We start from the raw sequence: 20,831 nt of genomic DNA, 5'->3' as shown, positions 1-20,831 counted from the left end.
CCCCGTCAGTCCCAGCCCCTGAGGCCAGAAGAGACTGTGCAAAAGTGGAGGATGTCCCAATTGGCGAGAGGGAGGTGACCTGACCGACGTGCACATAACCCGCATACCGTGGCGCCGCCTGGGCGCAACCTCTCTCCGCGTCGGCGCCGTCTGGCTCGTCAGCACCCTCACCATGCTCGTGCTCGCCGGCGTGCTGCCGGACTTCCGGCTCCAGTCCGCCGGCGGCGACAGCGCCACCGTCATCGGCATCACCGCAGCGGCGGGCGCCGGCGCCTTCGGCCTGCTGAGCGCCCTGGTGTGGCCGCTGCTGGTACGCGCCTTCCTACTGGTGCCCGCACTGGTACTCGGGCTGCTCGTCTTCTTCCTCAACGGCTCCCTGCTGTGGCTCGCCCTGTCGCTGATCCCGTACGGCAGGGGCAGCGCCGATCCGTCGATGGCGGTCGTGGTGGCCGCCGTGATGTCGGCGGCGTCCTCGGCGACCAACGCGTTCCTGGCGGTACGGGACGACCGCGTCTACCGCCACCGGCTCGCCCGGATCGCGGGCCGCCGCCGGCGCCGGGAGGGCCGCGGCACACTGCCCGGCACACCCGGAACACCCGGCACGGTCTTCCTCCAGCTCGACGGGCTCGGATACGCGGTGCTCAAGGAGGCGCTGGAGGCACCCGAGGGTGGTGAGCCGCTGATGCCCGCGCTCGCGGCGCTCTACGGGTCCAGCCACCGGCTCACCCGCTGGCGCACCGACTGGTCCAGCCAGACCGGCGCCAGCCAGCTCGGCATTCTGCACGGCAGCAACGAGGACGTGCCCGCCTTCCGCTGGTACGAGAAGGAGACCGGCGAGACCGTCGTCAGCAACCGGCCCACCAGCGCCGCCGAGCTGCAGCGCCGCGCCGGGCGGACGGCCAGCGGCTCGGAGGCCCGGATGGCTGCGCGTGCCGCGCTGCGCAGGCCCGAGGAGTCCGGCCAGGAGGCCCCGCGCAAGCCACGGCGCGACACCGGGCCGGTCGTGCTGGCCTCCGGCAATCTGGCGCTGATCTCGTTCCCGGACCACCCTGGGCGGCTGACCAGGGAGCACATCGACGAGCTGCGCCCCGCGCTGCTGCCCACGCTCGCCGAGCACCCGGGCATCGGCTTCGTGCTGGTGCACAGCGCCGAGCACGGGCCTGTCGTGCTGGGCGCCGGCGGGTGCGAGCGCCGGCTGGAGACCGGCGAGGTGGTGGGCGCCCGCGATCCGCTGGCCCCGTTCGGCCCCGGCGCGGCGGAGGCTGTGCTGCGTACGGCGCGGTTCCCGCACGCGGCGGACATCATGGTCAACTCCGCCCTCGATCCGGAGACGGGCACCGTGCACGCCTTCGAGGAACAGATCGGCTCGCACGGAGGGCTGGGTGGCGAACAGAGCGAAGCCTTCCTGCTGTCTCCGCTGGAGCTGTCGCCGCCGGTGGGGCCCGGCGAGGAGCTGGTCGGCGCCGAGGCCGTGCACCGGGTGCTCCGCCGCTGGCTCGCCGAATCCGCTGAGCCCCACATCCTGGGCGGGGCCGACCACTTGGCCGCGCCCGTGCCCGTGCCCGCGCCCGCCGATCAGCCGTTGGTCCCCCGCGTGTGAGGATCCTCGCGGAGCGGGGCGCCCACGTCGCGGAGGTGGGTCAGCGCTTCGCGCCAGGACTGGACGAGCCCCGTCTCGTGGTACGGCACCCCGATCTCCGCGCAGTACTCCCGCACCAGCGGCCTGGCCTTGCGCAGATGGGGGGTCGGCATGCTGGGGAAGAGGTGGTGCTCGATCTGGTAGTTGAGCCCGCCGAGCGCCAGGTCGGTGAGGAGTCCGCCGCGTACGTTGCGCGAGGTGAGCACCTGTCGGCGCAGGAAGTCGGGCCGCTCGTCGCCCTTGAGGGTGGGCATGCCCTTGTGGTTGGGCGCGAAGATGCTGCCCAGGTAGACGCCGAAGACCGAGTGGTGCACGAAGAGCACCGCGAGGGCCATACCGGCAGGCAGCGCCCAGAACAGCGCCCCCAGATACGCGGCGGTGTGCACCAGCAGCAGCCCGGCCTCCAGCCACCTGCGCTTCATGTGCGGCCGGCGCAGCGCGCGGAAGCTGGAGACGTGCAGGTTGAACCCTTCCAGCGTCAGCAGCGGGAAGAACAGCGCCGCCTGGTGCCGTCCGATGAACCGGGGCAGCCCGCGTGCCTCGACCGCCTGCTCCCGGGACCAGACGAGGATGTCGGGCGCGACATCCGGGTCGAGGTCCTCGTGGTTGGGGTTGGCGTGGTGCCGGGTGTGCTTGTTCATCCACCAGCCGTAGGACATCCCTATGCACAGATTGCCGACGGCGCGGCCGAACAGCTCGCCGGCCCGGCGGCCCCGGAAGACCTGGCGGTGCGCCAGATCGTGGGCGACCAGCGCCAACTGCCCGTAGACCAGGCCCAGATACGCGGCGACGGCGAGCTGCCACCAGGAGGCGCCCACGGTGAACAGGGCCACCCAGCCGGCGGCGAAGGCCAGCCCGACGAGGGTGAGGCGTACGGCGTAGTAGAGCGGCCTGCGGGCCATCAGTCCGGCCGCCGAGATCCGGGCGGAGAGCCGGGAGAAGTCGCTGCCCGGCCGCCCGGAGCCCGCGCCGTCGGAACCGGGCCCTGAGCTGTCGGAGCCGGGTGCTGAGCTGTCAGAAGTGGTCGGCGGCTGCGCTGCGTCGATCGCTGTCGTCATACCTGCGAGCCTTCCGGCCACGGGCGGCCGCCGACAGCCGCGCAGCACGCCTCTCGGGGCGGGGGCCTGGCCTCCTGGCGGGGGTGTAACCAGCTACACCCCGCATCCGGGATATCCCGGAGTGCGGTCTGGGGGAACGGCCCGTAGGGGACGGTCAGTAGTCCTGGTCGGAGGCCCCGGCGCCGAACGAGGTCCGGTGCACCCGCTGCAGGTGTACCTGCCGGCTGAGCCGGAGGACCGGACGGATCATCAGCTCCACGCTGCCGAAGACGAAGCACCAGGTTCCGGTGCGGGTCCACTCCGGTGAGAAGAACATGATGCTGCCGATCAGGAACCAGACGGCGATCAGGGCGTCGTTGGCGATGCTGACGGCCTCATAGCGCTGCCGGACGACCAGCTCCTCCTTGCCGATGTGCAGGGTGAAGCTGCCGCTCTTGTCAGGATGTGGGGCGTTTTGGGGCACGGTGCAGGACGGTAGCCGATCAAGTGCCGCGGTGCAGGGCCTTGGCGGTCGCCGGGTCGGCCGGGAGGAAGGTCTCCACCGCAAGCTCGGAGACGGTCACATCCAGCGGCGTGTTGAAGGTCGCGATGGTGGACAGGAACGAGAGGGTCTGTCCGCCCTGCTCGATGACCAGCGGGAGCGCGAAGCACTGTCCGCCGGTGGTGAGCTGCGCCTGGGCTGCGCCGCCGGGCGCCGGATATGCGGCGACCTCGTCGTGCAGCGCGCGCAGCGCGGGGGAGCGGTGCAGGGCCAGCTGCCGGCTCATCTGGTCCAGCAGATGGCCCCGCCATTCGGCGAGGTTGCGGATGCGGGGCGCCAGGCCCTCTGGGTGGAGAGTGATCCGCATGGCGTTGAGCGGCGGCTCCAGCAGCTGCGGCGCCACCCCGTCCAGCAGCGCCGCGATGCCCTGGTTGGCGGCCACCACCGTGTAGCAGCCGTCGAGCACCAGTGCGGGATACGGCTCGTAGGCGGCGACCATCCGCTCCAGCGCGTCGCGCACCTGGCCGAGGGCCGGATCGTCCAGCGGGGTGGCGGCGAAGGCGGGCGCGAACCCCGCGGCCAGCAGCAGCGTGTTGCGCTCCGGTACCGGAACGTCCAGCGTGGCGGCCAGCTTGAGCACCATCTCGCGGCTGGGCGCGGTGCGTCCGGTCTCGATGAAGCTGATGTGCCGCGCTGAGGAGTCGGCCCGCAGCGCCAGTTCGAGCTGGCTGAGCCCCGCGCGCAGGCGCCACTGACGCAGCAGCGGCCCTACGGTGGGCGTGTCGGCGGGCTCTTCGGTCACAGCGGTCATGGACCAGACGGTAACCGAACCCGCGTGGCACGCTGGGGCCCAGGATCAGCATCCGAGGAAGGGAATCCCATGGCGCCCCAGCCGCTGAGCCCCGAGGAGACCGAGCAGGCGCTGGCCGGTCTTCCGCACTGGAAGACCGACGGCAACAGCGTCTTCCGCACCTACTCGCTCACCGGCCACCTCCCGGCCGCGGCGATGGCCATGCACATCGCGGCGATCCAGGAGGAGCTCAACCACCACTCCGAGCTGACGCTGGGCTACAACTCGCTCGCGGTCTCGGTCAACACCCACAGCGTCGGCGGCCGGATCACCGAGCTGGACATCGCCCTGGCCCGCCGAATCGAGGAAATCGCCCCCAACCACGGGGCGAGCTAGCGGCGCCCCGAAGGGCCGCGCCCCAAAGGGGCGCGGGGAACTGCGCGAGCAACCCCCACATACCCGCAGTCCGCAACGGACAGCCAGGGGCACCCCCCTCCCCGGGAAAAGAACTCAGTCACCCAGCCAATTCATCGTGTCCGGATCGGGCCCGATCCGGACATCGGCGTTGAGCTCCGCGATCCTGGCCATGTCCTCACCGCTCAACTCGAAGTCGAAGACATCGATGTTCTCCCGCACCCGGGACGGGGTGACCGACTTGGGGATCACCACATTGCCCAGCTGAAGATGCCACCGCAGCACCACCTGGGCGACGGTCTTGCCATGGCTCCCGGCAATCTCGCCCAGCGTGGGATCGCTGAGCAGATCGCCGCCCTGGCCGAGCGGCGACCACGCCTCCGTGGCGATGCCGTGGTCGGCGTGGAAGGCCCGCGGCACGGACTGCTGGAGCCGGGGGTGCAGCTCGATCTGGTTGACGGCCGGCACGGTGCCGCCCAGCTGGATGAGGCGGTTGAGGTGCGTCGGCTGGAAGTTGGAGACACCGATGGCGCGGGCCCGCCCGTCGGCGTAGATCTTCTCGAAGGCGCGCCAGCTGTCCTCGTACTTGTCGATGTCCGGCATCGGCCAGTGGATCAGATACAGATCCACGAAGTCGAGGCCGAGCTTGGCGAGGGAGGCGTCGAAGGCGCGCAGCGCGGTGTCGTACCCCTGGTCGGAGTTCCACAGCTTGGTGGTGATGAACAGCTCGTCGCGGGGCAGGCCGGACTGAGCGATGGCGCGGCCCACGCCCTCCTCGTTCGCGTACGCCGCCGCCGTGTCGATGCTGCGGTAGCCGGACTCCAGCGCCGTGGTCACCGCCGTCGCCGCCTCGTCGGCCGGCACCTGCCAGACGCCGAAGCCGAGCTGCGGCATCGTGACACCGTTGTTGAGCGTGGTGGTGGGAACGTTGCTCACGCGATGGGTCCTTACTTCGTCGTTCTGCGTTCTCGGCGCTTCTTCCTCGGCGTTTGTGCGCCCCTGGGCACAACGATCGGGGCCGGACATCTGTTCCGCGTCGAACGCGGGTTTGTTCAGTTCCGGTACAGAGCGTCGATCTCGGTCGCGTACGCGGCCTCGATCGCTCCCCGGCGCAGCTTCAGCGACGGTGTCAGCAGCCCGTCCTCCTCGCTGAAGGGCGCCGCGAGGATACGGAACGTACGGATCGACTCCGCCTGGGAGACCTGGGTGTTCGCCGCGACGACCGCCCTGCGCATCTCGGTCTCCAGATCCTCGTCCCGCAGCAGCTCCGCCGGATCGAGCTCCGGCTTGCCGCGCATGGCGAGCCAGTGCTGCACCGCCTCCTGGTCGAGCGTGAGCAGCGCGGAGACGTAGGGCCGGTCATTGCCCAGCACGATGCACTGGCCGACCAGCGGATGCTCGCGGACGCGCTCTTCCAGCGGGCCCGGGGAGACGCTCTTGCCGCTGGAGGTGACCAGGATCTCCTTCTTGCGGCCGGTGATCGTCAGATAGCCGTCGTCGTCCAGTGCGCCCAGATCGCCGGTGGCGAACCAGCCGTCGTGCAGGGCGTTCCCCGTGGCGCGTGCGTTGTTCAGATAGCCCGTGAAGACCTGTCCGCCGTGCAGCAGGATCTCGCCGTCCTCGGCGATCCGCACGGTGGTGCCGGGGATGGGCTGACCGACGGTGCCGAAGCGGGGCCGCTCGGGCGGATTGGCCACGGCGGCGGCCGTCGTCTCCGTCAGCCCGTACCCCTCGAAGATCCGCATCCCGGCGCCGTCGAAGAACAGCCCCAGCCGGCGCTCCATCGCCGAGCCGCCCGACATGGCGTATCTGCACCGGCCGCCCATGGCGTCGCGCAGCTTGGCGTAGACGAGCTTGTCGTAGAGCTGGTGCTGCACCCGCAGCGAGGGGCCGGGGCCGGGCCCGGTGCCGAACGCCTTGTGCTCCACCGCCTCCGCATACCGGACCGCGACGTCGACGGCCTTTTCGAACGGGCCGAGCCTGCCCTCGGACTCGGCCTTGCGGCGCGCGCTCTGGAATATCTTCTCGAACAGATGCGGCACCGCCTGGACGAAGGTGGGCCGGAACGCCGCCAGATCCGGCAGCAGCGCCCGCGCCGTCATCTGCGGCTGATGTCCCAGCTTGAGCCCGGCCCGCAACGCCGCGACCTCCACCATGCGGCCGAAGACATGGGCCAGCGGCAGGAACAGCAGCAGCGAGCCCTGTTCGCCCTGCTTGGCGGCGAAGACCCGGTCGTAGCGGGCGATGATGTTGTCCGTCTCGGCCAGCAAGTTGGCGTGCGTGATCACACACCCTTTGGGACGGCCTGTGGTGCCGGAGGTGTAGATGACGGTGGCGACCGTGTCCGGGGTGAGCGCGAGGCGGTGCCGGTGGACGACCTCGTCCTCCAGGTGCGCGCCCGCGGCCATCAGCTCCTGTACGGCCCCCGCGTCGAGCTGCCACAGCTTCTTCAGCCGCGGCAGCTGGCCGACGACCGAGCCGACGGTCATCGCGTGGTCCTCGTGTTCGACCACGGCGGCCGAGACCTCGGCGTCGTGCAGCATCCAGGCCACCTGCTCGGCCGAGGAGGTCGGATAGACGGGTACGGACTGGGCGCCGACCGCCCACAGTGCGAAGTCGAACAGCGTCCACTCGTAGCGGGTACGGGACATCAGCGCCACGCGGTCACCGAACCGGACACCCTGGGCCAGCAGTCCCTTCGCGACCGCTACGACCTCGTCCCGGAAGCGCGCTGCCGACACGTCCTGCCAGGTGCCCTCCGCGTCCTTACGGGCCAGCAGCGGCAGCTGTGGGGTCCGGTCGGCGTGTCCGAAGACGGCATCGGCCACCCCGCCAACCTGGGGCGCCGTGGCCAGGGCCGGAACGGTGAACTCGCGCAAAGACTCTGCTCCTCGACTGCACAGTGACATGTGCCACTGCGCGAGTGACCGTATCCGATCGGGCAGGTTGATCGGGAGGGGTGTCGGCGCTGGTCAGTCGGTCAATTGGGACAGTTCGCCGCCGCACTCACAGATGACCGCGAGGTCGTTTCCCGACCCGTCGCGTTTCTGCACCGAACCTTCGCGAGCCGAAGCGGACTGTTCGCCGGACACGATGGTTACCGGGCGTACCTGCGACAGAAGGGGTGCACCGGGCGGCCGGCGCAGCCCTTCCCGGTGATCCCCGGCACTCTCTACAACGCCGGGAGGCCCTCCTGCGGAGTCGGGTCGTACGTGCAGGGGGAGTACGTACGGCCTTCCAGCGGCCCGGCCCCGGGATCGGTCGCTGTCCAGGTCAGGTCCACCTCGTCGCCGTTCCGCTCCGCGTTCAGATACCTGTGCGCCTTCTCGTGCGAGAACTCGGTGATGCGCCAGCCATGGCGGCGCAGATACGCGGCGGCGCGGCGCAGCGCCGATTCCGCCTCCGCCTCGGAGACGTGCTCCACCTGCCACCGGTGTGCCAGGAAGAACGCGCCGGGGACCGGCTCCTCCAGCCAGTTCTCCAGCCCGTCCGCGTGGCAGGGTGCGGGGCCCACATCGACGCCGGGGCCGGAGCGGGTCCACTGCCTGCCCCAGCCGTCGGTGTCAGGGCCGCCGAGCCTGAGCGCGCGGGTCACATCGGCCGAGGTGCCCGTGATCCTGCGGGCCACGGCCTCCGGCTCGGCCTCCGGGTAGTCCTCAGGGACGGCCCGCGCGATCAGATAAGCACCGATGACCCCGGCGACCAGGAGAAACGGGGCCGCGAGCAGCGCGAGGCAGCCGAACCCGATACCCCTCCCGACGCTCGAACCCCGTCGCCTCGCTGCACCATTGGCCTCCCCCTGCGCACTCATGCGCGGCACCCTACGGCCGCGCAGCGCAGCGGGTGCGGCCGAGGCTCAGCCGGTGCCCACCGGGAGGTCCAGCCGGTGCGAGCCCGCGTAGATGTTCATGGACGTGCCCCGGAGGAAGCCGATCAGGGTGAGGCCGGTCTCCTCGGCGAGGTCGACGGCGAGTGAGGAGGGCGCGGAGACGGCGGCCAGCACGGGGATGCCGGCCATCACCGCCTTCTGCGCCAGCTCGAACGAGGCGCGCCCCGAGACCATCAACAGCGCGTCCCGCAGCGGCAGCGCACCACGCTGCGCCGCCCGGCCCACCAGCTTGTCCACGGCGTTGTGGCGGCCCACATCCTCCCGTATGTCGAGAAGTTCACCCGTGGGCGAGAACAGCGCGGCCGCGTGCAGCCCGCCCGTACGGTCGAACACCCGCTGGGCGCCGCGCAGCCGGTCCGGCAGCCGGGCCAGCAGCTCGGTGCTGATGCCGCGCGGACGGTCACCGTCCAGCTTCCAGCGCGCGGTGGTACGGACCGCCTCCAGGCTGGCCTTGCCGCACAGCCCGCACGAGGACGTGGTGTAGACGTTCCGCTCCAGCGTCCCGATCTCGGGCGCCGGCACATGCGGGGCCAGCCGGACGTCGACGGTGTTGTACGTGCTGGCGCCGTCCTCGTCGCGGGCGCTGTCGCAGTAGACGATCGCGGCGATGTCCTGGTCCGCCGAGCCGATGACGCCCTCGCTGACGAGGAAGCCGGCTGCCAGCGCGAAGTCGTCGCCCGGGGTGCGCATGGTGACGGCGAGCGGTTTCCCGTCGAGCCGGATCTCCAGCGGCTCCTCCGCGACGAGAGTGTCAGGGCGCGTACTGACCGCCCCCTCCCGAACACGGACGACGGGGCGTCGCGTCGTGACCCTGCCCATGTGCCCTCGCCTCCCGGTGGGCCGACCCTCATCGGGCCGACCCTAATCGAACCGGCCGTGGTCCGCGGGGGCCGAGCTTTGTCCATTCTCGGGAAAAAGTCGAACCAGTTCCCGCAGAACTTCTTCCCAACCCCGGCCGCCACTGCTACGTTCCCCGTGCATTCCCGGACGCGACGCCGACGCATACGGCTGGAGGGGTAGCGGTGAGGCGCATGACTGCACGGCCCGCGAACGCGCACCAGGCGCGCCTGCTCCGCCTGCTGCGTGACGGCGGCCCGCGGTCGCGCGCCGAACTCGGGGACCGCGTCGACCTGTCCCGCTCCAAGCTGGCCGTCGAGGTCGACCGGCTGCTGGAGACGGGGCTGGTCGTCGCGGACGGGCTCGCCGCCTCCCGCGGCGGGCGCCGCTCGCACAACATCCGGCTCGCCCCCGGGCTCCGCTTCCTGGGCGTCGACATCGGGGCCACCTCCATCGATGTCGCCGTCACCAACCCCGAGCTGGAGATCCTGGGCCACCTCAACCAGCCGATGGACGTCCGCGAGGGCCCGGTCGCGGTCTTCGACCAAGTGCTGGCGATGGTGGCCAAGCTGCGGGACACCGGGGTCGCCGAGGGGTTCGACGGTGCGGGCATCGGGGTGCCGGGACCCGTCAGGTTCCCGGAGGGCGTGCCGGTGGCGCCGCCGATCATGCCCGGCTGGGACGGCTTCCCGGTCCGCGAGGCCCTCAGCCAGGAGCTGGGCTGCCCGGTGATGGTCGACAACGATGTGAACCTGATGGCCATGGGCGAGATGCAGGCCGGAGTCGCCCGCTCGGTGCGGGACTTCTTCTGCGTCAAGATCGGCACCGGCATCGGCTGCGGCATCGTCGCAGGCGGCGAGGTGCACCGCGGCACCACCGGCAGCGCGGGCGACATCGGCCACATCCAGGTCGAGCCCGAGGGCCGGCAGTGCGCCTGCGGCAACCGTGGCTGTCTCGAGGCGTACTTCGGCGGCGCGGCACTGGCACGGGACGCCGAACAGGCGGCCCGCGAGGGGCGCTCGCCCGAACTGGCGCGGCTGCTGGAGGAGAACGGCCGGCTCGGCGCCGCCGACATCGCCACCGCTGCCTCCGCAGGCGACGGCACCAGTCTCGACCTCATCCGCGACGGCGGCGCCCGGGTGGGCCAGGTCATCGCGGGCCTCGTCAGCTTCTTCAACCCTGGCCTGGTGGTCATCGGCGGCGGTGTCACCGGGCTCGGCCACACCCTGCTGGCCAGCATCCGCACCCAGGTCTACCGCCAGTCGCTGCCGCTGGCGACCGGCAACCTCCCCATCGTGCTGGGCGAGTTGGGCCAGGTCGCGGGCGTGACCGGCGCGGCACGGCTCACCAGCGACCACCTGTTCTCACCGGCGTAACGCAGCTTCGCACCGGCATAACGCAGCACACCCGGACCCCACGACAGCACCCTCGGCCCCACGGCCCGCCCCAGTACCCGGGCACCCTCAGCACCACCGGCCCACCGCACCGGCACGACGTACAGCGCAGCGCACCGCATCGCCTTCCCCGCACCGCCACGCACAGCGAGTCCGTACGGCCCCCTGGGACGGAGGTCCTGCATGCCCCTGTTGACGATGTCCGGAATCACCAAGTCGTTCCCCGGCGTCCGTGCGCTCGACGGTGTCGACCTCGACGTCGAGGAGGGCGAGGTGCACTGCCTGCTCGGCCAGAACGGAGCGGGCAAGTCCACCCTCATCAAGGTGCTCGCGGGCGCCCACCAGCCCGACGCGGGCGACATCAGCTGGCAGGGCAGGCCGGTGCGGCTGTCCAGCCCGGTGGCCGCGATGCGGCTGGGCATCGCCACCATCTACCAGGAACTCGACCTGGTGGAGCACGTGTCCGTGGCCGAGAACGTCTTCCTCGGCCATGAGATCGCCACCCGCGGCATCGTCCGTCCCCGCGAAGCGCGGGCGCGGACGGCCCAGTTGCTGGCCAGGCTCGGACACCCCGAGATCGACCCGGGTGCGCTGGTGGGCTCCCTGTCCGCTGCCGGGGCGCAGATCGTGTCCATGGCCCGCGCCCTCTCGCACGACGTACGGCTGATCATCATGGACGAGCCGTCGGCGGCGCTCGACCCGGACGAGGTGGACAACCTCTTCCGCATCGTGGCGGACCTGACGGCGGACGGAGTCGCCGTCGTCTACATCTCGCACCGGCTGGAGGAGATCCGCCGGATCGGCGACCGCGTGTCGGTGCTCAAGGACGGCCGCGTCGCAGCCCGCGATCTGCCGGCGCGCACCACACCCACCCACGAACTCGTCGCCCGGATGACGGGCCGGGACGTGCAGTACGCCTTTCCGGAGAAGCCGGTCACAGGCGCGCCGCGTGCCGATCCTGTGCTGGTCGCCGAAGGGCTGGCCCGCGCGGGCGAGTTCGGGCCGCTCGACCTGGAGCTGCGGCCCGGCGAGATCGTCGGACTGGCCGGACTGGTGGGCTCAGGACGCTCGGAGCTGCTGGAGACGCTGTACGGAGCACGCCGCCCCACCGCGGGGCGGGTGCTGGTGGACGGGCAGCCGTTGCGGCCCGGCAGCATCGTCTCCGCCGTACGCGCCGGGATCGGGCTGGCCCCCGAGGAGCGCAAGTCGCAGGCGCTGCTGATGCTGGAGTCGGTCACCCGCAACGTCTCCGTCTCCTCGCTGCCCCGCTTCTCGCGCGGGGGCTGGCTCGACCGGGTACGGGAGCGGGCCGAAGCGCGGCGGCACACCCGGGAGTTGGGGCTCAGCCCCGACGACCCTGACCGGCCGGTACGCACGTTCTCCGGCGGCAACCAGCAGAAGGCCGTCCTCGCCCGCTGGTTGCTGCGCGGCTGCCGGGTGCTGCTGCTGGACGAGCCGACGCGAGGTGTCGATGTCGGTGCGCGCGCGGAGCTGTACGCCGTCATCAGGCGGCTCGCCGATTCCGGGGTGTGCGTGCTGCTGGTCTCCAGCGAGCTGCCCGAAGTTCTCGGGCTCGCCGACCGGGTGCTGGTGCTCCGCGAGGGCCGCGTCGTCCACGCGGCTCCCTCCCATGAGCTGGACGAACACCGGGTGCTCGACCTCGTGATGGAGGGGAGCCCCGCATGAGGGTCCACCACAGGACCCGCACCCGGCGACAGCACGCCCGCACCCACCCACCGGCCCTCCCACCCGAGAGGTGACCTCTCATGAACTCACCCACAGGCGTGGCCGATACGCCGAAGGTGCCCTCGCCCCCGGCGAACGGGGCACCGGCCAAGCGCCGGACGCCCCTCGACGTGCGGCACCTCTCCCTCATCGGCGTACTGCTCGCGCTGGCAGTCGTCGGGGCGTTCACCAAGCCCGACGAATTCCTGGCGGCGGAGAACCTCCGCCTCATTCTCACGCAGGCCTCGGTCATCGGTGTCGTCACGGTCGGCGTCACATTCGTGATCATCGGCGGCGGCATCGATCTGTCCGTGGGCGCGATCGTCGCGCTGGCGTCCGTATGGGCGACGACGGTGGCCACCCAGGACTTCGGTCTCGGCGGCATGCTGCTGTGCAGCGTCCTGGTCGGCGTCGGCTGCGGGCTGGTCAACGGGCTGCTGATCGCCTACGGGCCGATGGTGCCGTTCATCGCCACCCTCGCGATGCTCGCCTCGGCGCGTGGTCTGGCGCTGCAGATCAGCGACGGCAAGACGCAGGTCGTCACCGTCGAGTCGGTACTGGACCTGGGCGTCAAGGACGCCTATGTGCTGGGCATTCCGCCGATCGTCCTCGTCTTCGCCGTCGTCTGCGTCATCGGCTGGCTGCTGCTCAACCGCACCACCTTCGGCCGCCGCACGGTGGCCGTTGGCGGCAACCCGGAGGCGTCCCGGCTGGCGGGCATCGCCGTCAAACGGCAGCGCCTGCTGCTCTATCTGCTCTCCGGGCTGTGCTGCGGCATCGCCGCATTCATGCTGATCGTCCTCACCGGCTCCGGTCAGAACACCAACGGCAACCTCTACGAACTCGACGCCATCGCCGCCGCGATCATCGGCGGCACGCTGCTCAGCGGCGGACGCGGCACCATTCTCGGCTCGGTGCTCGGCGTCCTGGTCTTCACCACCATCACCAATCTGTTCGCCCTCAACAACCTCCAGACGGACATCCAGCAGATCGCCAAGGGCGCGATCATCGTCGCGGCCGTCCTGGTCCAGAAGGGTCGTTCCTCCCATGACTGACATCCCACGCGCACCCCGCGCCGCAACCAGCCGCAGAAACATGCTGTTCGGCACCGCGGCAGCAGGTGCAGCCCTGCTGGCCGCGGGCTGCACCAGCAACGAGAACAACGACGAGGGCAAGGAGTCCGCGGGCGCCGAGGTCGCCGACTCCAAGCCGGGCAAGAAGGTCACCATCGGCTTCGCCGGGCCGCAGGCCGACCACGGCTGGCTGAACGCCATCACCACCCAGGCCAAGAACCGCGCCAAGAAGTACCAGGACGTCACCCTGGAGGCCACCGAGGGCTCCAACGACAACGCCACCCAGGTCGGGCAGGTCGAGACGCTCATCAACAAGAAGGTCGACGTGCTGGTCGTGCTGCCGGCCGACGGCAAGGCGCTCACCCAGGTCGGCCTCAAGGCGATGCGCGCCGGGATACCCGTCGTCAACCTCGACCGGATCTTCTCCTCGCAGCAGGCGTACCGCTGCTGGATCGGCGGCGACAACTACGGCATGGGCCTCAACGCCGGGCACTACATCGGCGAACAGCTCAAGGACAAGAAGAACGCCAAGGTTGTCGAGCTGGCCGGGATCGACAGCCTGGAGCTGACCCGCGAGCGCACCAAGGGGTTCGACGACGCGCTCAAGAACTACCCCAACATCAAGAAGGTCGCCCGGCAGGCCGCCGAGTTCACCGTCGAGTCCGGACAGAAGAAGATGTCCGAACTCCTCCAGGCGCAGAAGAAGTTCGACGCGCTGTGGAACCACGACGACGACCAGGGCGTCGGTGCCGAACGCGCCATCAAGCAGGCCGGCCGGGACGAGTTCCTGATGGTCGGCGGCGCCGGGTCCAAGCGCGTCATGCAGGCCATCAAGGACGACGACAGCGTCATCAAGGCCACCGTCCTCTACCCGCCCACCATGGCGGCCTCCGCCATCGACCTGGCCCGCGCCCTCGGCCAGGGCAAGGGCATCGCCGGTATGGCCGAGTACGAGATCCCGGCCCATGTGACCCTCTACTCCGCCGTGGTGACCAAGAAGAACGTCGACGAATACCTCCCGATCGGCTTCACCTGAGGGGCCGCCTGCCCCGCTGACGCAGAGCTGGGGGCGCCTCCCGGCCGGAGGCCGGATGAGGAGTCCCCGAGAGAGAGGGAGGACCTCAATGCCGTACGACAGCACCGCGCCCGCCGCGGCCCCGCCTCTGGGCGTGGGCATGGTCGGTTACGCCTTCATGGGCCAGGCGCACTCGCAGGGCTGGCGCACCGTGGGGCGGGTCTTCGACCTGCCGCTGAGCCCGGCGCTGGCCGCCGTGTGCGGGCGCGACCCCGCGGCCGTACGTGCCGCGGCAGGGCGGCTGGGCTGGGCCGCCGCCGAGACCGACTGGCGGGCGCTGATCGCCCGCCCCGACGTCCAGCTTGTCGACATCTGCACCCCCGGCAACAGCCATGCCGAGATCGCCCTCGCCGCGCTGGAGGCCGGCAAGCACGTGCTGTGCGAGAAGCCGCTCGCCAACACCGTCGAGGAGGCGGAGGCCATGGCCCAAGCCGCCCGCGCGGCGCGGGAGCGCGGCCAGGTCGCCATGGTCGGCTTCAACTACCGCCGTACGCCCGCGCTGGCACTGGCCCGCCGCATGGTGGCGGACGGCAGGCTGGGGGAGCTGCGCCATGTGCGGGTCAGCTACCTCCAGGACTGGCTGGTCGACCCCGCCTTCCCGCTGGCCTGGCGGCTCCGCAAGGAAGCCGCGGGCTCCGGCGCACTCGGCGACCTGGGGGCGCACGCCGTCGATCTCGCCCAGCATCTGGCGGGCTCCCACCTGGCGGGCGTCTCCGCGCAGACCGAGACGTTCGTACGGGAGCGTCCGCTGCGCGGCGGCGAGCCGGACGGGGAGCTGGGCCAGGTCACGGTAGACGACGCGGCGGTCTTCACCGGGCGGCTCGCCTCGGGGGCGCTGGCCTCCTTCGAGGTGACCCGGGTCGCTGCGGGCCGCAAGAACGCGCTGCGGGTGGAGTTGAACGGCACGCTCGGATCGCTGGCCTTCGATCTGGAGCGGCTGAACGAGTTGCAGTTCCACGATCACGCGGAGGCGGCTGGTGAGGCTGGTTTCCGTCGCATTCTTGTGACCGAGCGCGATCATCCTTATCTGGAGGCGTGGTGGCCGCCCGGTCACGGGCTCGGTTATGAGCACACCTTTACGCACCAGGCGCGGGATCTGGTGCATGCCGTTGCGGCGGGCACGCAGCCTTCTCCTTCCTTTGATGAGGGGTTGCAGGTGCAGTGTGTGCTGGCTGCGGTTGAGGAGAGTGCCGAGAGGGACTGCGTTTATACGCCGGTGCGGGATGGGGCGTTGCGGTGATTGCCCCTGGGCGTCGTCCGCGGGCCGCGGGCACGTCGTGGCTGGTCGCGCAGTTCCCCGCGCCCCTTCGGGGCGCATGTTCCCTGCCCCCTTCGGGGTGCGCGTTCCAAGCGTGGGAGGTCAACCATGGCGCGTAAGTTCACGTTGTTCACCGGTCAGTGGGCGGACCTTCCGCTGGAGGAGGTCTGCCGGCTGGCCCGGGAGTTCGGGTACGACGGGCTGGAGCTGGCCTGTTGGGGGGACCACTTCGAGGTGGACAGGGCGCTGCACGAGCCCGGGTATGTGGACGGCAGGCGGCAACTGCTGGACAAGTACGGGCTGGAGTGCTGGGCCATCTCCAACCATCTGACGGGCCAGGCGGTGTGCGACAGCCCCATCGACGAGCGCCACAAGGCGATCGTCGCCCCGCGCATATGGGGCGACGGCGACCCCGAGGGGGTACGCCGGCGGGCTGCCGAGGAGATGAAGGACACCGCGCGGGCCGCTGCCGCGCTCGGCGTACGTACCGTCATCGGCTTCACCGGGTCCTCCATCTGGCACCTGGTGGCCATGTTCCCGCCGACGCCGCCCGAGATGGTCGAGCGCGGCTACGCGGACTTCGCCGAGCGGTGGAACCCGATCCTCGACGTCTTCGACGCGGAGGGCGTGCGGTTCGCCCACGAGGTGCACCCCAGCGAGATCGCGTACGACTACTGGACGACTCAGCGTGCCCTTGAGGCCGTCGAGCACCGTCCCGCTTTCGGGCTCAACTTCGACCCCTCGCACTTCGTGTGGCAGGACCTGGATCCGGTCGGGTTCCTCTACGACTACCGGGACCGGATCTACCACGTCGACTGCAAGGAGGCCCGGCGCCGGCTGGACGGGCGCAACGGGCGGCTGGGCTCCCATCTTCCGTGGGGGGACCCGCGCCGCGGCTGGGACTTCGTCTCCGCCGGGCACGGCGACGTCGCCTGGGAGGACGTCTTCCGGATGCTGCGGGCCATCGGCTACGAGGGGCCGGTCTCCGTCGAGTGGGAGGACGCGGGCATGGACCGGCTGGCGGGTGCGCCGGAGGCGCTGGCGCGGCTGCGGGCCTTCGACTACGACCCGCCGAACGCGTCCTTCGACGCCGCATTCGGCAACTGAGCGCCCGTTTCGGCCTCTTGGGGGCCGCAACTTTGTCCTGAGCGAGGACAAAATCAAGCGGATGCATGTCAAAGGGGTTCCCGCCCCAAACAAACCTCGCTACCGTCCTTGATGCGTACGGGACAACAGTTGCGGCCCCCCTCAGCACGCAGGCGCAGCGCACAGCAGCACAGTCCGCCCTCGCACGGCACCGCAGACGACGGCATCCACTCCGTTACCTCGCAGGAGGAACCGCTGTGCACAAAAGACTCCGCAGACTCCGAACCCGCGTGACAGCCCTGGCAAGCGCCCTCCTCATCAGCGGCGCCACCGTCGTGGCGGCCCAGGCGGCGCCCGGCCCCTCATCCGCCGACAAGCCCGAAAAGCCGCAGGGAGGGGTGGAGTTCCAGCAAGTGACCCTCGCCAAGGGCGTGGCGGAGACGGGCGAGCCGATGACGATGGCCGTCCTCCCCGACCGCTCGGTCCTGCACACCGCACGCGAGGGCACCCTCCGGCTGACCGACGCGAACGGCAACACCAAGGTCGCCGGCGAGCTCGACGTCTACAGCCACGACGAAGAGGGCCTGCAAGGCGTCGGCGTCGACCCGGGCTTCACCAGGAACCGCTTCGTCTACCTCTACTACGCACCCCCGCTGGACACCCCGGAGGGGGACGCCCCGGACAACGGGACGGAGGCGGACTTCAAGAAGTTCGACGGCGTGAACCGGCTCTCCAGGTTCGTGCTCGAGAAGGACGGCACGCTGGACAAAGCCAGCGAGAAGAAGATCCTGGACGTCCCCGCCAACCGCGGCACCTGCTGCCACGTGGGCGGTGACATTGCCTTCGACTCCAAGGGCAATCTGCTGCTGTCCACCGGCGACGACTCCAACCCCTTCCAGTCGGACGGCTTCACCCCGATCGACGAGCGCGCGGACCGCAACCCCGCCTTCGACGCGCAGCGTTCCGCGGGCAACATCGACGACCTGCGCGGCAAGATCCTGAGGTTCAAGGTCCGCAAGGACGGCTCCTACAGCATCCCCAAGGGCAATCTCTTCGCTCCGGGCACCGCGAAGACCCGGCCCGAGATCTACGCGATGGGCTTCCGCAACCCGTTCCGGATGACCGTCGACAAGAAGACCGACACCGTCTACGTCGGCGACTACGGCCCCGACGCGGGCGCCGCCGACCCCAAGCGCGGACCGGCCGGGCAGGTCGAGTTCGCCCGGGTCACCGGAGCCGGCAACTACGGCTGGCCGTACTGCACCGGCAAGAACGACGCCTACGTCGACTACGACTTCGCCACCGGCGCTTCCGGCGAGAAGTTCGACTGCGCGGCACCGGAGAACACCTCGCCCCGCAACACCGGACTGACCGAGCTGCCCGCGGCCAAGCCCGCCTGGATCCCCTACGACGGCGCCTCCGTACCGGAGTTCGGCGACGGCTCCGAGTCCCCGATGGGCGGCCCCGTCTACCGCTACGACGCCGGCTCCGACTCCCAGGCGAAGTTCCCCAAGGAGTACGACGGCGACTTCTTCGCGGGCGAGTTCGGCCGCCGCTGGATCAAGCGCATCGAACACGACGGCGACGGCGGCAATGTGAAGATCAACGACTTCCCGTGGTCCGGCACCCAGGTCATGGACATGGACTTCGGCCCCGACGGCGCGCTGTACGTACTCGACTACGGCACCGGCTACTTCAACGGCGACGAGAACTCCGCCCTCTACCGCATCGAGAACGCCACCGAGGGCCACAGCCCCGTCGTCGAGGCGGACAGCGACGTGAGCGACGGGCAGGCGCCGCTGAAGATCGCCTTCACCTCGAAGGCGACCGACGAGGACGGCGACGAGCTCAAACTGAGCTGGGACTTCGGCGACGGAGCGACCTCCACCGAGGCCGATCCGACCCACACCTACGACGCCAACGGCACCTACACCGCGACCGTCACCGCCGAGGACCCCTCAGGCCGCACCGGATCCGCGAGCGTGCACGTCACCGTCGGCAACACGGCACCCAAGGTCCAGCTGAAGCTCCCCGCCGACGGGCAGCCGTTCTCCTTCGGCGACGAGATCCCCTTCGAGGTGCAGGTCACCGACCCCGAGGAGCCGCAGATCGACTGCTCCAGGGTCCAGGTCGCCTACATCCTCGGCCACGACAGCCACGGCCACCCGCTGACCTCGGCGAAGGGCTGCAAGGGCACCATCAAGACGCAGGCCGACGGCGAACACGATCCGAACGCCAACATCTTCGGTGTCTTCGACGCCTCCTACACCGACAGCGGCGCAGGCGGCCAGCCCCCGCTGACCAGCCACGGACAGAGCATCCTGCAGCCCAAGCACCGCCAGGCCGAGCACTACTCCGCCGCCGCGGACGGGGTGACCAAGGGCGAGGCATCCGGGGCCGAGGGCGGCAAGGCCGTCACGGACGCCAAGAACGGCCAGTGGATCTCCTTCGACCCCTACCGGCCCGCCGACGTCACCAAGCTCACCGCCCGGGTCGCCGGCAAGGCCACCGGCGCCGTCGAGGTACGCGCCAACGCACCCGACGGGCCACTACTCGGCACCGCGCAGGTCTCGGCGACGGACAGCTGGGCAGAGGTGAGCACCGACGTCACCGGCGCGCCGGCAGACGCCGACAAGCTCTACCTCGTCTTCACGGGGGGCGGCGACGGCGCCCTCTTCGACCTGGACAGCTTCACGGTGACGACCGGATGAGGGGAGCTGGAGCAGCCATGAGTGCAGCACGCAGCCGTCGCGCTTCCCTCACCGCGGCAGCCGCCGCACTGCTGGCCGGCGCGTTCGCGGTGCCGGGCCAGGCGGCGGAGCGCGATGCGGGGCCGCATACGGAGCCGCATGCTCAGGCGCATGCGGAAGCGGGCAAGGTGCTGGTCTTCTCCAAGACCGCCGGGTTCCGGCACGACTCCATCCCGGACGGGATCGCGGCCATCCGGCAACTCGGCGCCGAGCACGGCTTCGGCGTGGACGCGACGGAGGACGCCGCCGCCTTCACGCCGAAGAAGCTGGCGGCCTACGACGCGGTCGTCTTCCTCTCGACGACGGGCGATGTGCTCAACGAGCGCCAGCAGCAGGCGTTCGAGAAGTACATCGGCAAGGGCGGCGGCTATGTGGGCGTACACGCAGCCGCCGACACCGAGTACGACTGGAAGTGGTACGGCGGGCTGGCCGGCGCCTACTTCGAGTCGCACCCGGCGATCCAGCCCGCGCGGATGGAGATCGAGGACCGCGGCCACCCGGCAACCGCCCACCTGGACGAGAGCTGGAACCGCACCGACGAGTGGTACAACTACCGCTCCAACCCGCGTGAGAAAGCCCATGTGCTGGCCAGTCTGGACGAGGGCTCCTACAGCGGCGGCACCATGAACGGGGACCATCCGCTGGCGTGGTGCCAGGAGTACGCCGGTGGCCGCGCCTTCTACACCGGCGCCGGCCATACCAAGGAGTCCTACGCCGACCCCGCCTTCCGGCAGCACCTGCTGGGCGGCATCCGGTACGCGACGGGCGCTGCGCAGGCCGACTGCCGTCCGGAGAACGGGTACAGGCCGCTGTACGACGGACACGGCCTCGACGGCTGGAAACAGGCCGGCCCCGGTTCGTTCGAGGAGAGCCCGGACGGCACGCTCACCACGCGTGGCGGCATGGGTCTGCTGTGGTACGCGGAGCGCGAGTTCGGCTCGTACTCCCTGAAGCTCGACTGGAAGATGGCGAGCGCGGACGGGGACGACAACTCCGGTGTCTTCGTCGGCTTCCCCGCCTCCGACGATCCCTGGTCGGCGGTCGAGAAGGGGTACGAGATCCAGATCGACGCCACCGACGTCGACGAGAAGACGACGGGCTCCGTGTACGGCTTCCAGTCGGCGGATCTCGCCGCGCGGGACGCGGCGCTGAACCCGCCGGGGGAGTGGAACACCTATGAGATCCGGGTCGAGGGCGAACGGCTCCGGGTGTTCCTGAACGGTGTGCTGATCAACGACTACACCAACACGGATCCGGCGCGGAGCCTTGCGGACGGGTATGTGGGCCTGCAGAACCACGGGGAGGGGGATGAGGTCGCGTTCCGCGATGTTCGCGTGCGCGAGCTGGGGTGACTCGCCCACC

17 protein-coding genes are annotated in these 20,831 nt (G+C 70.5%); 10 read left to right on the top strand and 7 right to left on the bottom strand.

Going from position 1 to position 20,831, the window contains the following annotated elements:
- Positions 1-88: 88 nt before the first annotated feature.
- Positions 89-1,600 carry a phage holin family protein gene (locus ITI46_RS19125; RefSeq protein ID WP_372452002.1) on the top strand — a complete coding sequence of 504 codons (1,512 nt, stop codon included), beginning with the start codon at positions 89-91 and terminating at the stop codon, positions 1,598-1,600.
- Here the strand turns inward: ITI46_RS19125 and ITI46_RS19120 are convergent.
- The 3 genes from ITI46_RS19120 to ITI46_RS19110 all read right to left on the bottom strand — a co-directional run bounded on the left by ITI46_RS19120 (position 1,576) and on the right by ITI46_RS19110 (position 3,989).
- The gene (locus ITI46_RS19120; RefSeq protein ID WP_209240877.1) at positions 1,576-2,697 is read right to left on the bottom strand and encodes a fatty acid desaturase family protein; all 1,122 of its coding nucleotides are present in this window, start codon (positions 2,695-2,697) and stop codon (positions 1,576-1,578) included. The genes ITI46_RS19125 and ITI46_RS19120 overlap by 25 nt on opposite strands.
- Before the next feature lie 154 nt (positions 2,698-2,851).
- Positions 2,852-3,160 (bottom strand): YrhK family protein, encoded by a 309-nt coding sequence (locus tag ITI46_RS19115; protein ID WP_209240876.1) that lies wholly within the window; start codon positions 3,158-3,160, stop codon positions 2,852-2,854.
- Positions 3,161-3,179: 19 nt separating this feature from the next.
- Complete coding sequence (locus ITI46_RS19110) at positions 3,180-3,989, bottom strand: helix-turn-helix domain-containing protein (protein ID WP_209240875.1); 810 nt, start codon at positions 3,987-3,989, stop codon at positions 3,180-3,182.
- A 69-nt stretch (positions 3,990-4,058) separates the two neighbouring features.
- Between ITI46_RS19110 and ITI46_RS19105 the strand changes: the two genes are divergently transcribed.
- Positions 4,059-4,364 carry a 4a-hydroxytetrahydrobiopterin dehydratase gene (locus tag ITI46_RS19105; RefSeq protein WP_209240874.1) on the top strand — a complete coding sequence of 102 codons (306 nt, stop codon included), beginning with the start codon at positions 4,059-4,061 and terminating at the stop codon, positions 4,362-4,364.
- Between the two features lie 114 nt (positions 4,365-4,478).
- On the opposite strand, the gene ITI46_RS19100 is transcribed toward ITI46_RS19105, so the two are convergent.
- From ITI46_RS19100 to fdhD, 4 genes are all read right to left on the bottom strand, one after another.
- A complete protein-coding gene (locus tag ITI46_RS19100) occupies positions 4,479-5,318 on the bottom strand; it encodes an aldo/keto reductase (protein ID WP_307808232.1) in 840 nt (279 codons plus the stop codon).
- 116 nt (positions 5,319-5,434) lie between these two features.
- Positions 5,435-7,261 (bottom strand): AMP-dependent synthetase/ligase, encoded by a 1,827-nt coding sequence (locus ITI46_RS19095; RefSeq protein ID WP_209240872.1) that lies wholly within the window; start codon positions 7,259-7,261, stop codon positions 5,435-5,437.
- A gap of 293 nt (positions 7,262-7,554) precedes the next feature.
- Positions 7,555-8,193, bottom strand: coding sequence for a hypothetical protein (locus ITI46_RS19090; RefSeq protein ID WP_209240871.1), 639 nt, complete (start codon positions 8,191-8,193; stop codon positions 7,555-7,557).
- A 45-nt stretch (positions 8,194-8,238) separates the two neighbouring features.
- Positions 8,239-9,090, bottom strand: a complete 852-nt coding sequence (fdhD, locus tag ITI46_RS19085; RefSeq protein ID WP_209240870.1) for a formate dehydrogenase accessory sulfurtransferase FdhD — start codon at positions 9,088-9,090, stop codon at positions 8,239-8,241.
- Positions 9,091-9,302: 212 nt separating this feature from the next.
- On the opposite strand from fdhD, the gene ITI46_RS19080 reads away from it, so the two are divergent.
- The 8 genes from ITI46_RS19080 to ITI46_RS19045 all read left to right on the top strand — a co-directional run bounded on the left by ITI46_RS19080 (position 9,303) and on the right by ITI46_RS19045 (position 20,821).
- Entirely contained in the window at positions 9,303-10,484 is a 1,182-nt protein-coding gene (locus tag ITI46_RS19080) for an ROK family transcriptional regulator (RefSeq protein ID WP_209240869.1), read from the top strand.
- Positions 10,485-10,685: 201 nt separating this feature from the next.
- Positions 10,686-12,188: a sugar ABC transporter ATP-binding protein gene (locus tag ITI46_RS19075; RefSeq protein ID WP_209240868.1), complete on the top strand. Its 1,503-nt coding sequence runs from the start codon at positions 10,686-10,688 to the stop codon at positions 12,186-12,188.
- 80 nt (positions 12,189-12,268) lie between these two features.
- The gene (locus ITI46_RS19070; RefSeq protein WP_247746219.1) at positions 12,269-13,282 is read left to right on the top strand and encodes an ABC transporter permease; all 1,014 of its coding nucleotides are present in this window, start codon (positions 12,269-12,271) and stop codon (positions 13,280-13,282) included.
- Entirely contained in the window at positions 13,275-14,336 is a 1,062-nt protein-coding gene (locus ITI46_RS19065) for a substrate-binding domain-containing protein (RefSeq protein ID WP_209240867.1), read from the top strand. Before ITI46_RS19070 ends, ITI46_RS19065 begins: the two co-directional genes overlap by 8 nt.
- Positions 14,337-14,424: 88 nt before the next feature.
- A complete protein-coding gene (locus ITI46_RS19060) occupies positions 14,425-15,615 on the top strand; it encodes a Gfo/Idh/MocA family protein (RefSeq protein ID WP_209240866.1) in 1,191 nt (396 codons plus the stop codon).
- Between the two features lie 126 nt (positions 15,616-15,741).
- The gene (locus ITI46_RS19055) at positions 15,742-16,740 is read left to right on the top strand and encodes a sugar phosphate isomerase/epimerase family protein (RefSeq protein ID WP_209240865.1); all 999 of its coding nucleotides are present in this window, start codon (positions 15,742-15,744) and stop codon (positions 16,738-16,740) included.
- A 236-nt stretch (positions 16,741-16,976) separates the two neighbouring features.
- Positions 16,977-19,430 (top strand): PQQ-dependent sugar dehydrogenase, encoded by a 2,454-nt coding sequence (locus ITI46_RS19050; RefSeq protein WP_209240864.1) that lies wholly within the window; start codon positions 16,977-16,979, stop codon positions 19,428-19,430.
- 17 nt (positions 19,431-19,447) lie between these two features.
- Positions 19,448-20,821, top strand: a complete 1,374-nt coding sequence (locus ITI46_RS19045) for a ThuA domain-containing protein (protein ID WP_209240863.1) — start codon at positions 19,448-19,450, stop codon at positions 20,819-20,821.
- The last annotated feature ends 10 nt before the right edge of the window (positions 20,822-20,831 follow it).

It is taken from the genome of Streptomyces oryzae, assembly GCF_017676365.1.
GTDB classification, from domain to species: domain Bacteria; phylum Actinomycetota; class Actinomycetes; order Streptomycetales; family Streptomycetaceae; genus Streptomyces; species Streptomyces oryzae.
The sequence above is the reverse complement of the archived record's forward strand: the minus strand, read 5'-3'. Positions and strand labels throughout refer to the sequence as shown.